Source organism: Brevibacillus formosus (genome assembly GCF_003013405.1).
Classification (GTDB): Bacteria; Bacillota; Bacilli; order Brevibacillales; family Brevibacillaceae; genus Brevibacillus; species Brevibacillus formosus.
Map to the genome: position 1 here is coordinate 51,462 of NZ_PXZL01000002.1, position 15,004 is coordinate 66,465.

The following is a 15,004-nucleotide window of genomic DNA, read 5'->3' on the forward strand; positions in this document are numbered from 1 at the left end:
AGGACTGAAGTAGAATCTTCGTAAGAGTGCGTGTAAAAAAACATCGAAAAATAGCCGAATTCCGCTTGGCGGAAACGGGGGAACCACGTTTTTGGGGTGAATGGTTGCTACTCCTAGCAGCCTAGGGCGTCCTTTCGACCGAACCCTTCAGCTAACCTCGTAGGCTCACGAAGGGAGCAGTTTCTTTTGCGCAAGGTGGTTTTATCTTTATTTATGGCTGGATTGCTTGCTATGGGGGCAGGCGCTGCACAGGCTGCTGAGGAGAATTCTCTCCATGAAGTAGTCAGCGACTTGTACGGTACCCCTTACAAATCTTCCGGCTCGTCCAAAAAGGGCTTTGACTGCTCCGGTTTCACGCGCTACGTATTTGATGCGTTAGGTGTAGACCTGCCTCACAATTCTGCTTCCCAGTACGAATTAGGTACAGAGGTAGCCAGAAAAGATTTGCAGCCAGGCGATCTCGTATTCTTCAATACGAACGGCCGCAGCATTTCTCACGTGGGTATCTACATTGGAGACGGCACATTCGTGCACTCGGAATCTGGTCGTGGAGTCGTCAACACCAAGTTGAACGATCCATACTACTGGAGCAAGCGGTATGTAGGCGCCAAGCGTCTCAGCGTTCCTGTTCTAGCGAAAGCAGAAACTCCGAAAAAGGAAAAAGCGGTGCAAGCTGCATCGTTGCCGGAAAAACCAGCTCAAAAATAGTCATTCGGCAAAATAATAAGAGCCAGGGACACTACGTCTCTGGCTTTTTCTGACGAAATTTAGTACCTGGTCTAAAGAGGTACCCTCACATATTAGAACAACTTAATAACTTACGGGGTTTCTTCCCCTGATCAGGTGAAAGCATGTTATGATAGACAAGACCCATTCTTTGAATGGTATTCCTTATTAATAGAAGTAACTGGGGGTTGTTCCGGTGAAAGATCACATTTTAATTGTCGATGACAATCTGGAGATTATTGAACTGCTAGAAGACATTTTGGAGAACGAGGGCTTCACCGTTTCCTCCGCAGAGAGCGGAGAAGATGCACTCTCGCTGCTCAGCCGAGGAGAGCGTCCCAACCTGATCCTTTTGGATATTATGATGCCCAACATGAGTGGCTACGAGCTCTGCTCCCAAATTCGCCGTGAGTGGGATTTACCTATACTGTTTCTCAGTGCAAAAGGAAAAGCGGTAGATAAGGTAGTCGGCTTCGAAATCGGCGCAGACGATTACATCACGAAGCCCTTTGATACAGAAGAGCTGCTCGCTCGCATTCGTGCCCACCTTCGTCGCTATGAGCGCATTCGCAAGCATACCGAAGAGCAGCCTGAGAAGGAAACAGCTTCTTCTCCGATTACAGTTTTGAAATTCAAGGACCTGGAAATTCATAAAGAAACGTATTCCGTTTATGTATGTAATCAAAAAATTGAGCTCTCTACCAAAGAATTTCAACTGCTCACCTTCCTCGCAGAAAATGCGGGCATCGTCTTTACTAGAGAGCAAATTTATGACCGCGTCTGGGGATATGGTTATGGCTCGCTCAATACAGTGACCGTCCATATCAAAAACCTCCGAGAAAAGCTGGAAACAGAACGTCAGTTCATTAAAACACAATGGGGGACAGGCTACGTATTTATCGGGGAGAAGCTTTAAATGAGCTTGCGCAATAAAGTTTTTCTCTCCTTCATTGCCTTGATCACACTCAACATCTTGTTGTTTAAATTTGTTTTTCAAGACATTATTGTCGCTCAACTCAAAAATGACCGGCATGATCAGTATCAGGCTGAGAAGGAAGCCGCAGAGAAGGTCATGCTCAATCAACTGCTTCTCGTCAGTAATTTCAAGGACCCAATCGAACGCTTGGAGCTTGAAAAGCAGCTGCCAGACGACGTGATGTACCGCATGCTCGTGAAGGATGCCAATGGAAACACCATCTACAGCAAAACATCACGCGCCTATAATTTGAAAATGCCTTCTCCCTCCTCATCAAACCGTGGCGATTCTTTCAAACAAAGTGACCTCAAAGTCGTAGCTGAGTACCATTTTCAGCAGGAGCCACCGCGTACAGGGGAGATCGTTGTTTATTTCTACACAGATGATTACGATATGATGGAGACGACAGGGGTTTCCATGATGCTTTGGTTTATTTACGGAAGCATCAGTCTGGTGGGATTGGTTCTGCTCGCTTTGTTCGTTCGCTGGATACTGCGCCCCGTGAACGAATTATCGCGCGTCACCCAAGAAATCCAGGAAGGAAAGCGGCTGGTTACATTTACGTATCGATCGCATGATGAATTTGGGGAACTCTTTCGATATTTCGGGGAAATGGTGGATGAGCTTCGTCTAGCGGAAGAAAGACAGGCCGAAATGATTGCTTCGATCGCCCACGACTTCCGCACACCTCTCACCACGATTAAAGGATATGCGTCATATATCGGCTCCGGTCGTGTGACGGATATGACCAAAATACAGAAACAGATGAGCAAAATCGAGCTAAAAACGACGGACTTGGAAAAGCTGCTAGATGAGTTGCAGGACTTCACCACCCAAAGCTCCGAAGTCCGACTCAACATTAACCGCATTCATGTCAAAGGCTTCTTGAGAGGAATCATTGAGGACTATTTGCCAAGAATCAAAGAGGCAGGCCTTACCTTTCAATGGAAGCTGCGTATCTCCAATGAACTGCACATCGAAGCGGATGAGACCAAGCTGCGCCGTGTCATGGAAAATTTGTTGAACAACGCCATTCACTACAACAAACCGGATGGCACCATTTACCTTACTTGTGATCAACGAGAAGGACATGTCCTTTTTACTGTAATCGACAAAGGAAAAGGAATCGCCTCTGAAGACTTGCCGAAGATTTTCACCAAGTTTTATCGGGCGGAAAAATCACGAAATCGCAACAGTGGCGGTACAGGCTTAGGCTTAACAATTTGCAAAAGCATCGTCCGGCTTCACGGCGGAGATCTGATGGTAAATAGTGAATTGGGAATGGGAAGCAGTTTCTCCTTCACCATCCCCTTCTTCCACGGGTAGCTTTCACAAGCTACCCTTACTTTATATAGATTTATTCTCAGTTAATTATTTCTTTATATTTTACTAGTAAAATAATTTTTGTAAGCATGTTGCTTTCAGTGATAAATAACCCCCAGTTCGGTATCTGACACAATCGGCGAAACCGTAGTGATAAGATGCCTCTTTTTTTGCCCTATAATTTCCATTTTTTTCTATCTCTTCTCCAAACGCATCGGCAGTCCGTTCTTGGGACGCAAGGTGACCAACGGCTCGGGCTCCACTACCTGGTTCGGTTCAGCCAGTCGTAGTCGATATCGCTGTGCAATCGTCGCCAGTAGCAAAGCTGCCTCCATCAAAGCAAAGTTATTTCCGATACAAACACGCGGCCCGCCACCAAACGGGAAATAAGCATAGGCTGGATTTCTTTTTAATAAGTCGCTGTCAAAACGCTCTGGAATGAATTGTTCAGCCTGCTCATAATAGCGTGGGTCACGGTGCATGACATATTGGCTCATCATCAGTGTTTCCCCAGGCTTGTACGTATGACCGCCGATCTCAACCTCATCTACCACTTCCCGGTTAATCGTCCATGCCGCAGGATAGAGCCTCAGCGTTTCCTGTACAATGAGATTCGTATACTTCAGCTGCGGAAGATCCTCGACTGTCGGCAGCTTTTCACACAGCACCGTCGACAGCTCGTCATGCAGCTTTTTCTCCACCTCGGGATGAGTAGCCAGCAAATAGAAAATCCACGACATCGTATTCGCAGTCGTCTCATGGCCAGCTACAAAAATGGTCATGACCTCGTCGCGCACCTGCTCGTCTGTCATTCCTTCCCCATCATCTTCATCACGAGCCGCCAAAAGCATCCCCAACAAGTCCTTGTGCTCTTCTCCTTCACTACTACGCCGAGCTTCGATCAAAGAGTAGATCGTTTTGTCCAGCAGCTCACTCGACTCCAGGAACTCCCGATTGCTTTTGGTAGGTACGGACAAAGGAATGTCGATAAAAGAGGAGCCTTTGTTTGCCACATATTTCAATCCGACATCGATGGCATGTCCAATCTGATCGGCGCCTTCCTTAACGGTTTTGCCAAACATAGTCTCCGTAATGATCGCAAGGGTTACTTTCATCATATCCGAGTGAATATCGCGCAGCTCCCCGGTTTTCCAATCCGACATGAGATCAACTGCTTGCCGGACCATCACGTCTCCATAGCTGGCGATACGTTCTCGATGAAAAGCTGGCTGCATCAGCCGCCGTTGCCGCAGATGCTTTTTTCCTTCACTGGTGAGAATTCCATCCCCTACGACAGGCCGCGCAGCCTGTAGTCCTTTCCCTTTTCGAAAATGCGCCTGCTTGCTGACCAAAACCTCTTTAATGTGATCCGGATTCGTTAACAGGTAAACATGGCGGGAAGGACCGAAGCGAAAATGGACGACTTCTCCATGCTCTTTTGCAGCCTCGCGGATGAACTGAAGCGGCGATCGGCGAAATGCCATCAGGTTCCCTGAGATCGGAAGACCTTTTGGGCCGGTGATCGTGATATTCATGCGTCTCCTCCTTTTTACATGCAAAATCCTACCGATAGTATCCGGCACGAATAGGAGATTATGCGAAAAAAAGCCACCCGAACTTCGGATGGCTTACGAAATTTTTTGTTCATCGTGTAACAGGTTGATCTGTGCGCAACAGACGAGAAGCAATCAGTCGTTCGCGTACCTTGATGCCGATTAGAGAAGCCAGAACTGCTTTGACAACCCCTACAATGAGGAAAGGAGTTACACCAAAAGCGACAGCGGTATCCCAAGGAATGTCCATGACGTATTTGAGCTGTACAGTACCAAAAGCGAGTGTGACAAACATGCCAATGATATTGGCGATGATGGCATTTTTCAGGTTGAATCTTGTTTTCTCCAAGTAGAGTCCGGTCACATAAGCGGTTGCAATAAACCCAAATATGTACCCGCCGGATTTTCCGACCAATACTTGCAATCCGCCTTTTGCCTCGCTGAATACAGGCAATCCGACTGCACCGAGCAAAACGTAAATAACCAGGGCCAGTGTCCCGTATCGTCTTCCCAAAATGGTCGCCGTAAGTCCTACTGCTAACGTCTGCGCAGTAATCGGAATCAACGGCAAAGGAATCGTCACCTGCGACAATACCGCTGTCATTGCAGCAAAAATGGCAGAGAGCAACAGCCATCTCAAGCGTTCGTTTCTCATGCGTACTAGCCTCCGTTTTGTTAACTAAAAATGTTATAAGGTTAACAAAATAATAATACGCATCTGCCCTTTTGTAAATCCCCGTTCTGTCGGCTTACCTTTTTGCTTGTTGAACCATGTATAGCTGTAGCTTTTGAAGTGACTGAACCGTATGATCGATTAATTCGTTCAAGTCATCGATGTTGCCTTCATCAATTTTCCGGTGAAAGTCCAGCGTCACCTGATTGGTTATTTGCTTCGGCGGCCAATCGATTCGATGTTCCTCAAGCGTTGCCGATACTTTCTGTGTAATATACGGTCGTTGCCCCCAGATGTCATTGAGAATCGATGTGATTTCTTTCGCTTCTGCGGGTACATCTCTGTAATTTTCCATCTGCAAATAAAAATGAATGCAAATCGTACATCCGATATGATCTGTCAACGGCTGTTCTAGCTGCTCGGCTGCAATATCCGCCAACTGGGTACGAAGCTGCATCTCAGCACGGACAGCTGCGGCATGATCATGTTGATCAGCCAGCTTGAACTCTATCTGAAACTGTCGATGGAATGTAGCCATATCCATGACATCCGAACGGTTCGTAATCGTGATTGCCCCTTCGAAGTCTCGGTCGTATACCGCACCTTCCAACACAACCCTGATATTGTCAAAAACAAGCGGATGAAACATCTCCCGCCCTCCTTTTCCCAAGCATTCGGGCCCTTTCTTTTACAGTATATAGCATGCCTGCTTTCTCCTTGTTTTGCAAGCAGACCGACTTCCCCATGGCGGCGCCTTCAGGAGAGTGGTACCATGAGAATGATCCAACCTTTGAGGTGACAGCCATGTTTTTAATCGGAATTCTAATCGTTGTTGCAATCCTTGGTGAAATTATTCATCGTTTGAATCCATGGAAAAAGCCGGAACCGGTCTATGAGGATCTCGTCGCCCAAATCAAACAGACAGACTGGTACCAGGAGTTGTCTCGTGATCAGGCGTGTCGGTATGTTCTGGACAATGATCCGCATGTCGAAGCCTACTATGCGAGTACGTATGAAGCCAAACGTCTCCTAACACAGGAAGGCTTTCAATTGGGGCTGATCGATTACGTAAAGCAGGAAGCTGCAAAGCACGCCGATAAACCGCGCTGACATGCGAAAAAGCCGTTGTTATGGAACAGCGGCTTTTTCTTTAAATCAAAAAAAAGGTATACCTGCCATGGCTCATGCCCTGTGGTACACCTGTTTTATCCAGTATTCATGTTCGAATTAGCGCTTTTGATGATAGTATTTGTAAGCGTCAAAGGATGCTTGCTCTTGGCAAGGTGCGCATTCTGTTGCATACGATTCAGCTTGTTCGTGGATCATCTGACCGCATGCAGCACAGCATTTTGCTTCGAGATTGCGAAAGAAAGTAGTGATCGGCGTCATGATTAAAACCCCCCGTGTGTTATTAACTGTATTGTATTACAACAGCATCTGTTTTATAAAAGTTTGTTATAATACATTACGCCGATTTATCTTTCTCTCTCGCTCATTCTCTCTTTATTGCTCCTTTTTTCGCTGTATTCATACATTTTTGCAAATTCCGCATCTGTTGTAACACAAAGGCCTAAATCAGCAGATTGAACAAATATGGATCATTCGTAATCTCTACATAACGGATACCATGCTGCTTCATCCGACTGACTAAAGGCTGATAGTCATCTTTGCATTTCATTTCAATGCCAACAAGCGCTGGGCCATTTTCTTTGTTGTTCTTTTTCGTATACTCAAAGCGTGTGATATCATCGTGCGGCCCCAGTACTTTTTCCATAAACTCTCGCAAGGCTCCGGCACGCTGTGGGAAATTGATAACAAAATAGTGCTTCAAGCCCTCATGCAGCAGGGAGCGTTCCTTGATCTCTTGCATCCGGTCAATGTCGTTGTTTCCCCCGCTGATGACACACACTACGTTTTTCCCGGCGATTTGATCCCGGTAGTAATCGAGAGCGGCAATCGACAGGGCACCTGCAGGTTCTACGACAATGGCATTGCTGTTATACAACTCCAAAATGGTTGTGCATACCTTGCCTTCTGGTACCAGCACGATGTCATCCAGCAGCTCCTGACAAATACTCATCGTTAGCTGCCCCACTTGCTTGACGGCTGCACCATCGACAAACTTGTCAATTTCATCTAAAGTGACAACATCGCTTTGCTCCAGAGCTGCTTGCATCGAAGCTGCTCCTGCCGGCTCCACACCAATGATCTGTGTGTTCGGGCTGATGCCTTTTACATACGTTCCCACACCCGCTGCCAACCCACCTCCGCCGATACTCATAAAGACGAAATCAGCTGGTTCTTCCATGTCATTCATAATCTCCAGACCGACTGTTCCTTGTCCAGCTACTACCAATGGATCGTCAAACGGATGGACAAAGGTCCGATCTTCCTGAATGCAATACTTCATCGCCTCTGCGAATGAATCATCGAAGGTGTCCCCGATCAATACAACCTCTACATAGGAGCCGCCAAACAGTTTGACCTGTGAAATTTTTTGACGTGGGGTGGTCGCTGGCATAAAGATCGTGCCCTTGATTTGCAAATGGTTACACGAGTAGGCTACACCCTGCGCATGATTGCCCGCACTCGCACAGACGACACCACGCTCCCGCTCCATTGTGGAAAGATTCCGCATAAAATGATAAGCACCGCGGATTTTGAAGGAACGAACGACCTGCAAGTCTTCTCTTTTCAAATAGACGTTGCAGCCGTAGCGCTCAGACAGTACTTTGTTTTTTTGCAAGGGAGTCTTCTCCACCACGTCTTTTAGTGCGTGATTGGCTACTACGATATCTTCCACTCTGACCGTATGCATATATATGTTCCTCCTAAGTACCTTCTCTTTTGTCGTCCGGACCAGACCAAATCAAAAAGCCCCCGCCCCAACCAGCTACGCATAAATTGCGTACGGCTGGCTGAGGCGAGGGCATCGCGGTACCACTCAGCTTCTCTGTCTTCCTCACGAAAAACAGACTTAGGCAGTTCACTATGAAACTCCCGTCCGATAACGAGGACGAATTCGTTGTCCTATACTCACTGGCTAGACAAGCTGATTTTCCAGGACAATGCTCCAAGGTGATTTTCAAAACAGGCTGGCGGCCATTCTTTCAGCACGGGGAACGGCTCTCTGCACGCTGCTTTCTGTTTCTACTCTTCCTTTTCAACGCTCATAGATACGAACTATTCGAATTAGTTAAACATTCTACGCCGAAACCCACTAGTTGTCAATCTTCTTGTTATTCGGCAGGAATATAATCCCAAAAGTCCGAATGGATAGATCACAAGCATTCGATCGGAGGTGACTTTTTTGAGAAACTACAGCCACTTACATGATCACTCTTCTCCCGAGACAACTTCCAAGCAAAAAACCGTTCCTGTACAAAAGCAAGCACACCTTCTCTCTCTGGCTTCCAGAGACGCACTCGTACCTGCACAGGTCATGCAACTCCAACAAAGCATGGGCAATCAAGCAGTCCTGCAATTGCTTCAGAAAAAAGTGATTCAGCCTAAAAAAAATGAAACAGGCATGCCTGATGCGCTCAAATCTGGCTTGGAGAGGCTTTCTGGAATTGATTTGTCTGATGTAAAAGTACACTATCAGTCGGATAAACCGAAGCAGATCGGGGCGTTGGCCTACGCACAAGGCACTGATATTCATTTGGCGCCCGGTCAGGAACAGCATCTTCCCCATGAGGGCTGGCATGTCGTCCAACAAATGCAGGGACGTGTGAAGCCTACGCTGCAAATGCAGGATTCGGGTGTTGCGGTTAATGATGAGGTGGGGCTAGAGGACGAAGCCGATCAGATGGGGGCCAAAGCTTTGCTGGTGGGTGATCCTGTAATTGATTCGGGTGATTCGCAAACTCTTGCAGCTATTTCTCCGCCAGCCAACAAACCGATACAGGGAGTTTGGGCGAAGATACCGGGTATGGCAAGTAAGGTCAACCTAAAAATGTTGACAGGAGAATTTTCCGCATCCGGCAAGCAGCTTTACTTGCTTTCTGAAACCGGACAAAAATACGAGGAAGTTTCCAGAAAAGATGACGAACTGATCGTTAAGCCTTACGTTGAACCGGTTACTACCTCCAAAATCCGTCCTTTTTATCAAAATTGGACTCCTGCCCAGACGACCAACCTGTCCATAGACAGTGGATTTGGGCCAGTAGGTGCTATGCATAATCGTAGTGCCCCCTATCTAACGTCCAAGCAAGAGGATTTTGGAGGCGCGAAACTGAGGACTACCTACAAGGATTTTATCAGGGGCTTGCGAGACGGGAAGAATACATCAAAAGACGATGCTACTCTGGCAAAAGCCCTGCTTAATGAAGATCTCACTCTATTAGATTCCGACCTGCAAAAGCGAGCTGCCGCTATGCTGAGCACAACCGTTAACCTGGCGGAAGAATGGCGAAAACATGGGGCAAGCAAAATTTATCGTTCACTCCTTAGGAAAATCATAGCGGAAAAAGCCACATTTGATGACTTCTTACGAGATTTTGAATTCATACAAAGCGCTGATGCGGGGCGTCAACAGGTAGCTCGTTATCAAGATTATTTCGATGGGGAAATGGACTACGAAGATTTGACTCCCACAGATCAAGCGATAATCGATCATATGTCTCCTGTCCGTGAAGATGATTTCAGCTCGGATGATGAACAACGTGAGGAAAAAAAGCTGAAATCGAAGGAACGGCTATTTGCAAAGCGCTATCACCAAGAAGATGAGGATGATGGGAACAACTAGCTTGCGTCAAAAGATCTTCGGAAAACATGCTCCGCATACAACAAAAACGGGTCCCCTTTCGAGCCAATGCACTCAAATCGGTACCCGTTTTTCTCTTTGCTACATCCTATACTGCTTCGTAAATCGCTTCGTAACGCTTGCCGATTTCTTCATCAGTCAAACCAGCTTCACGCAGACGGCCGATCAGTGCATTTGCCCAAATCTCTGTGCGCTGCGCCATTTTCGCGTATTTTTTCGCTTCCTTGATTTTGCGCTTGGAGCGATCTTCACCGTTTGACTTGAGGTTGTCGAGGATGAACAGCATGTGCATCGTATCTTCCTCGTTCAGCGTTTGCCAGCTATCGTTTAGAAACGCAGTTACCTTTTTGTAGTAGCCATCAAACTCGTCAAAAGAAATCTCAGTATCCATGTTGAGATATTCTTTCATTTTTTCAAATAGATCTTGCATCTAGCGTCACAACTCCCTCATTATTCTCCGCACTATTATAACAAAAACATAGCTGGACAGGAAGTTTCCATTATCTGACTGGCACCGGTGAAGTCTCTCGCATACATGCAACGTCTTCGGTAATGCTCTATAATAGGGAAATACTGAATTGCTTGAGGAGAACGGAACAGATGACAACGCATAAAAAAGAACAAGATGCCAGCATCCGTGTCGGTCAGCAAATGACGCTCACGATCAAGAGCTTGGGCATTAATGGCGAAGGGATCGGCTATTTTAAAAGAAAAATTGTTTTCGTAGAGGGTGCCCTCCCTGGCGAGGTCGTCCATGCAGAGGTGACCGAGGCAAGAGAAAAATACGCGACCGCGCGTCTTTTACGAGTCGTTGAAAAATCAGCATCTCGCACGAAGCCCCCCTGTCCAGTCTATGCAGAGTGTGGCGGATGCAGCTTGCAGCACATGGATTACGCCGCACAGCTCGCGAGTAAGCAGGAAATCGTCATTGAGTCATTGCGCAAGTACGCTCGACTGAATCAGCCACCAGTCGCTCCTACGATTGGTATGGATAACCCGTGGTCGTATCGAAATAAAGCACAGTTTCAGGTGGGCAAGGAAAAAGGCAAGCTCATCGCTGGACTGTATCAAACAGGCAGCCACAAGCTCGTCAACTTGGAAGGCTGTCAGGTGCAGCATGGAGCGACAACGAAAATCGTCCAAACAGCGAAGCAAATCATCGAGGAGCTCGGTATTCCGATCTACGACGAGAAAAAACGGACGGGCGTTATCCGCACGATCGTAGCTCGTGTCGCTTTTGCAACGGGTGAAACGCAATTAACGCTTGTAACGGCTACACCAGAAATTCCACGGGTGAAAGAGCTACTTATGGAGCTCCGCACGAGACTGCCTGATCTGGTAGGTATCGCGCAAAACGTAAACATGCAAAAAACGTCACTCGTTTTCGGTGACAAGACACTATCCTTGTGGGGCAAGGCTTCCATCGCTGAAAAGCTGGGTGAGCTCTCCTTCGACTTGTCGGCTCGTGCCTTCTTCCAATTGAATCCCGAGCAAACGCAAAAGCTGTACAATCAGGTGAAAACGGCTGCTGGACTGACCGGAAAAGAGCTCGTGCTCGATTTGTATTGTGGTACAGGGACGATTGGCTTATGGCTCGCTCCTTATGCCCGCGAGGTTCGCGGGATCGAACTGATTCCTGAGGCTGTCGAGGATGCCAATCGCAATGCAGAGCGTAACCTAGCGGCGAATGCCAGCTTTCACGTGGGGCGTGCGGAGGTCTTGATGCCGCAATGGGCCAAGCAAGGGACTCGACCGGATGTTGTCGTAGTTGATCCACCGCGGACTGGGCTGGATGATGCGCTGATTCGTTCCTTACTGGATGTGCAGCCGAAGAAGATTGTGTATGTGTCTTGTAATCCTTCTACGCTGGCGAAGGATGTTGGGAAGCTGATGCAGCGTTATGAGTTGAAGAGTGTGCAGCCGGTGGATATGTTCCCTCATACGGCGCATGTGGAGTCAGTGACGCTCTTGACGTTGAAATAGGTGTTAAAGAAAAGGCTAAATTCCCTTGATGCAATGGGAGTTTAGCCTTTTTCATTTGATTATGGATTAAGATCGTTTTAGGAAGAAAACAGGCGTTGACCACACATTTGCGTTTTTTTGTATGATTTCAGATAAACTTGCGTTATCTTTGAATGCATTTATCTTCACTGAAATACAAGTGGGGCTATACCACTAAAAAAAGATGGTGATAACCCACGCACTTGCATAAAAAACTATCCGAATTATTTACCTCGATGCTTAGCTTTAGCTTTTTGAAGTCTTAATTCTCTTTTTCGTTCCTTCATTTCGTCTCTTTGTTGACGAGTGTATACTTTTTTCTCTATTTTTCTCTTCTCATACTCCAATTTCAAAGCCTCTTGAGCATAAGAAGAGATTCCTTTCATGCTTAGCTCGCGAGCCACTTGTCTGGCTAAACGTTTTGGATTAACCCTTCGGTCACAAGAGGTATTAATATCCACCTCTTGTGATAATTTGTTTGTGACTTCATGAATATTTTTCTGGATGAACTCCAGAATTTCATTATCCTTTGGTTCAGAACCAAATAAATGTCTGCCTGCTTTCAACCTACCGTTATCATTTTCCTCTACAACACCTACCCAAAATTGACCATCATAGTAGACAGTCAGTTTCATAAATATTCCCCCTCAAAAAGTATTACGAGTAACGATGGACATCCCGAGGGGGGAAGGTTACTGACATGGACAAAATTATGACCATGCGTTCGGACTACCAACCGAACCGTGTTTTTTCGTTCCCGTTGCAATATTACTGGCTCTTATTGTATCATTCATCCCCTAAAATTCCCATAAAAACGCCGCCCTAATACACAGATGTTCCACTCCGATTCAAAAGGCAAGGCCTGCTCCTTTTTTCGATAACTCTTTTTCAACAATAGCGCCCATTAACAGAAAACCATATATTACATTTCAGAGTCTTTCTTCACCTATGCTTCCTTTAAGTTAGTATGGAAAGGTATCTTCTATTATTGTTTTGGTATTGTTCTCCCAGTCTTCTCTTATCATTGCATACCCAACAGAATCAAATAATTGTCCGCCTTGTCTCCATGATCTACGGTTATAAGATTCTTTTACAAATCCGCTATTAAAGAACGTTTTTCTCATTGCAAAATTATCATATCTGGTATGACCTTCGATTCTAATAATATGAGTGTACTTATTGAATACATAAGCACTTAACCAATTAAGGACATCCTTTGCTATTCCTTTGCCTCTAAACTTTTCTTTCAATCGCAAATCGAATAAACATATAGGATCTTCTAAATCAAAAACTCTAATTAAACCAATTTTTGTATGATTATCCATGATCCAAAATGTTTGCTTCCCGTTTTCGGTATAATTTCCGTTGGCTACATTTTCTCTTATAGACTCCTCAGTAGGATTCTCGTGTCCATGAAAACTCCATGTTTCTGATGTTAAAAATTCTACTAATTCATCAACCATTTTGCTTTCAAACTCTAAATATATGTACATCGTTTTCCCCCTTGAATGGCTACCTTCAATTAACTAAATAGTTTTCTAATAATTCATACAACTACACAATTCCACCATATCATATATCTGTTATCCCTGCACGACGCATGTGGAGAGTGTGGCTCTTCTTGTGGACATAAATAATTGGGATTTATTGTAGCAGATGGCCTTCTTCTGCTTTTTTATCAGGCTATACTCATATTATGGATGAAACTACCTTGATTACGTATATAGACCAAATAGCACGACGAATCTCAGTTATATGGGTATGGGAGGACATTATGATAAAAATAGATAGAGATGGTGAAGCTTACTGGAGTATGCGATATTACAGGGGCAACGGATGATATGTCCCAAGACGAGAGGTTAAAAAAAGCAACAATCTATTATGGTAATAGATTTAAGGAGTTAGAAGAGCATGCGGATCTTATAAGTGAGCAATTTCGAATGTGGATTATAACGCACTTATGTGATATAAAACATGATCCATATAGTCCAAGTCCGATTTATAAAGACATCCAAGCATATAATCCTTATGAAAATAAAGATAATTTATCAAGTTATGATATGATAGCGAAGTATTTACCGGTCCTTCATTTCAAAAAGCTTGTCGATACAATTAGAGCTGATAGCATAGACACATATGAAGACAACATAAACTTTCAAGTGAGCAGCGAGGTTTGTGGTGGTATGTTACTTTGTGCTACTTACGGAACCATTTATGCCAATAATAAGCTAGAAGTTACGTATAATTGTTAATAAAAGAGTAACTTCGCCAAATATGGCCTTGAGAACATAGGAGGATACATGTCCTGGAGCAAATTGAAGAAACAACTGGAGAGCTTTCTCTGTCCTGCGTTATATGGAAGGGTCGAATACCGTGCAACCGGTTACCGTTATTTACCTGATAAATCCGGAATTTGTTACATTGCCGTAGATAAAAAGAACGTACTTAATATGAGTGATATAACTAGCTCAATCAAATGGTATCAGACGGAGCAGGAAATTAAGAATGATTCAGATATCCAAATTCCTATCAACAATGAAGAAATTGAAGCAGTCAGAAAAGATACCAAGGGGGTCGTACCGGAGGATCGTCTAAAAGTAATTGCAAGAGGCAGAAAAATATCCGAATATGCAAAGGAGCTTTTGTCGGCACAGGCATCATTAAGTAAATCAAATTTTCTCGTTGTGGCTAATCAGTTTTTATCTATTTCAATAGAGGAAAGCATAGAGAGCAATGATATCTTATTGAATATTCTAGCCTTGGTGGACAGAAGGGTTGGTAAAAAGAGGATTTTAAATATGGCCGAGAAGATGAAGTTAAAGCATCCCATTGTGCAGTATTTTTATGAACTACGGCTTGGTACATTTTGAAAATAAATATGTCAGGAGGTTTCTTGACTCTTCTCAAAGTGGATTTCTCGCTGATCCGAATAAAATAGGAAAGCACCCAAGCATGTATGCTTTCGTGCTTTCCTATCAAACCAAACT

Annotated in this window: 15 protein-coding genes, 1 pseudogene, 1 riboswitch and 1 other annotated feature; of the genes and pseudogenes, 8 read left to right on the top strand and 8 right to left on the bottom strand. The window is 45.1% G+C overall.

All coding sequences use genetic code 11. The features are described 5' to 3' along the window. Positions 1–42 precede the first annotated feature (42 nt). A riboswitch (cyclic di-AMP (ydaO/yuaA leader) is annotated at positions 43–182 on the top strand. A 4-nt stretch (positions 183–186) separates the two neighbouring features. The 3 genes from C7R91_RS03495 (at position 187) to C7R91_RS03505 (ending at position 3,028) form a co-directional block, all read left to right on the top strand. Further along, the gene (locus C7R91_RS03495) at positions 187–708 is read left to right on the top strand and encodes a C40 family peptidase (RefSeq protein ID WP_047073670.1); all 522 of its coding nucleotides are present in this window, start codon (positions 187–189) and stop codon (positions 706–708) included. A gap of 214 nt (positions 709–922) precedes the next feature. After that, positions 923–1,642: a response regulator transcription factor gene (locus tag C7R91_RS03500; protein ID WP_047073667.1), complete on the top strand. Its 720-nt coding sequence runs from the start codon at positions 923–925 to the stop codon at positions 1,640–1,642. Further along, positions 1,643–3,028 (top strand): sensor histidine kinase, encoded by a 1,386-nt coding sequence (locus tag C7R91_RS03505; RefSeq protein WP_106786166.1) that lies wholly within the window; start codon positions 1,643–1,645, stop codon positions 3,026–3,028. 191 nt (positions 3,029–3,219) lie between these two features. Here the strand turns inward: C7R91_RS03505 and C7R91_RS03510 are convergent, their stop codons facing one another. The 3 genes from C7R91_RS03510 to C7R91_RS03520 all read right to left on the bottom strand — a co-directional run bounded on the left by C7R91_RS03510 (position 3,220) and on the right by C7R91_RS03520 (position 5,900). Beyond that, entirely contained in the window at positions 3,220–4,560 is a 1,341-nt protein-coding gene (locus C7R91_RS03510) for a cytochrome P450 (RefSeq protein WP_047073664.1), read from the bottom strand. Positions 4,561–4,669: 109 nt separating this feature from the next. Further along, complete coding sequence (locus C7R91_RS03515; RefSeq protein WP_047073662.1) at positions 4,670–5,233, bottom strand: biotin transporter BioY; 564 nt, start codon at positions 5,231–5,233, stop codon at positions 4,670–4,672. 94 nt (positions 5,234–5,327) lie between these two features. Further along, complete coding sequence (locus tag C7R91_RS03520) at positions 5,328–5,900, bottom strand: hypothetical protein (protein ID WP_047073660.1); 573 nt, start codon at positions 5,898–5,900, stop codon at positions 5,328–5,330. A 95-nt stretch (positions 5,901–5,995) separates the two neighbouring features. On the opposite strand from C7R91_RS03520, the gene C7R91_RS03525 reads away from it, so the two are divergent. Next, positions 5,996–6,361 (top strand): hypothetical protein, encoded by a 366-nt coding sequence (locus tag C7R91_RS03525; protein ID WP_236697965.1) that lies wholly within the window; start codon positions 5,996–5,998, stop codon positions 6,359–6,361. Between the two features lie 117 nt (positions 6,362–6,478). On the opposite strand, the gene yhfH is transcribed toward C7R91_RS03525, so the two are convergent. Further along, positions 6,479–6,640: a protein YhfH gene (yhfH, locus tag C7R91_RS03530; protein WP_007721579.1), complete on the bottom strand. Its 162-nt coding sequence runs from the start codon at positions 6,638–6,640 to the stop codon at positions 6,479–6,481. Positions 6,641–6,821: 181 nt separating this feature from the next. After that, on the bottom strand, positions 6,822–8,069 hold the full coding sequence (ilvA, locus tag C7R91_RS03535) for a threonine ammonia-lyase IlvA (protein WP_047073655.1): 1,248 nt from the start codon (positions 8,067–8,069) through the stop codon (positions 6,822–6,824). A gap of 98 nt (positions 8,070–8,167) precedes the next feature. Then, positions 8,168–8,427, bottom strand: a binding site (T-box leader). 134 nt (positions 8,428–8,561) lie between these two features. Here ilvA and C7R91_RS03540 point away from each other — a divergent pair. After that, entirely contained in the window at positions 8,562–9,998 is a 1,437-nt protein-coding gene (locus C7R91_RS03540; protein ID WP_052773440.1) for an eCIS core domain-containing protein, read from the top strand. 106 nt (positions 9,999–10,104) lie between these two features. On the opposite strand, the gene C7R91_RS03545 is transcribed toward C7R91_RS03540, so the two are convergent. Beyond that, entirely contained in the window at positions 10,105–10,446 is a 342-nt protein-coding gene (locus tag C7R91_RS03545; protein ID WP_047073653.1) for a hypothetical protein, read from the bottom strand. Between the two features lie 170 nt (positions 10,447–10,616). On the opposite strand from C7R91_RS03545, the gene rlmD reads away from it, so the two are divergent. After that, a complete protein-coding gene (rlmD, locus tag C7R91_RS03550; protein WP_047073651.1) occupies positions 10,617–11,999 on the top strand; it encodes a 23S rRNA (uracil(1939)-C(5))-methyltransferase RlmD in 1,383 nt (460 codons plus the stop codon). 242 nt (positions 12,000–12,241) lie between these two features. Here rlmD and C7R91_RS03555 read toward each other — a convergent pair whose 3' ends face one another. Together C7R91_RS03555 and C7R91_RS03560 are read right to left on the bottom strand one after the other, a co-directional pair. Next, the gene (locus tag C7R91_RS03555) at positions 12,242–12,652 is read right to left on the bottom strand and encodes a YjdF family protein (protein WP_047073649.1); all 411 of its coding nucleotides are present in this window, start codon (positions 12,650–12,652) and stop codon (positions 12,242–12,244) included. Between the two features lie 327 nt (positions 12,653–12,979). Then, on the bottom strand, positions 12,980–13,510 hold the full coding sequence (locus tag C7R91_RS03560; protein ID WP_047073648.1) for a GNAT family N-acetyltransferase: 531 nt from the start codon (positions 13,508–13,510) through the stop codon (positions 12,980–12,982). Between the two features lie 281 nt (positions 13,511–13,791). Here C7R91_RS03560 and C7R91_RS03565 point away from each other — a divergent pair. Next, positions 13,792–14,269 (top strand): annotated as a pseudogene (locus tag C7R91_RS03565) (hypothetical protein). 48 nt (positions 14,270–14,317) lie between these two features. Beyond that, positions 14,318–14,887 carry an SF0329 family protein gene (locus C7R91_RS03570; RefSeq protein WP_047073645.1) on the top strand — a complete coding sequence of 190 codons (570 nt, stop codon included), beginning with the start codon at positions 14,318–14,320 and terminating at the stop codon, positions 14,885–14,887. The last annotated feature ends 117 nt before the right edge of the window (positions 14,888–15,004 follow it).

What these genes read in the sequence shown, in the direction of transcription:
- C7R91_RS03510 (WP_047073664.1), bottom strand. Translation starts at nt 4,560, where the DNA reads ATGAATATCACGATCACCGGCCCAAAAGGTCTTCCGATCTCAGGGAAC.
- rlmD (WP_047073651.1), top strand. Translation starts at nt 10,617, where the DNA reads ATGACAACGCATAAAAAAGAACAAGATGCCAGCATCCGTGTCGGTCAG.
- C7R91_RS03525 (WP_236697965.1), top strand. Translation starts at nt 5,996, where the DNA reads ATGGCGGCGCCTTCAGGAGAGTGGTACCATGAGAATGATCCAACCTTT.
- C7R91_RS03545 (WP_047073653.1), bottom strand. Translation starts at nt 10,446, where the DNA reads ATGCAAGATCTATTTGAAAAAATGAAAGAATATCTCAACATGGATACT.
- C7R91_RS03555 (WP_047073649.1), bottom strand. Translation starts at nt 12,652, where the DNA reads ATGAAACTGACTGTCTACTATGATGGTCAATTTTGGGTAGGTGTTGTA.
- yhfH (WP_007721579.1), bottom strand. Translation starts at nt 6,640, where the DNA reads ATGACGCCGATCACTACTTTCTTTCGCAATCTCGAAGCAAAATGCTGT.
- C7R91_RS03515 (WP_047073662.1), bottom strand. Translation starts at nt 5,233, where the DNA reads ATGAGAAACGAACGCTTGAGATGGCTGTTGCTCTCTGCCATTTTTGCT.
- C7R91_RS03520 (WP_047073660.1), bottom strand. Translation starts at nt 5,900, where the DNA reads ATGTTTCATCCGCTTGTTTTTGACAATATCAGGGTTGTGTTGGAAGGT.
- C7R91_RS03560 (WP_047073648.1), bottom strand. Translation starts at nt 13,510, where the DNA reads ATGTACATATATTTAGAGTTTGAAAGCAAAATGGTTGATGAATTAGTA.
- ilvA (WP_047073655.1), bottom strand. Translation starts at nt 8,069, where the DNA reads ATGCATACGGTCAGAGTGGAAGATATCGTAGTAGCCAATCACGCACTA.
- C7R91_RS03505 (WP_106786166.1), top strand. Translation starts at nt 1,643, where the DNA reads ATGAGCTTGCGCAATAAAGTTTTTCTCTCCTTCATTGCCTTGATCACA.
- C7R91_RS03570 (WP_047073645.1), top strand. Translation starts at nt 14,318, where the DNA reads ATGTCCTGGAGCAAATTGAAGAAACAACTGGAGAGCTTTCTCTGTCCT.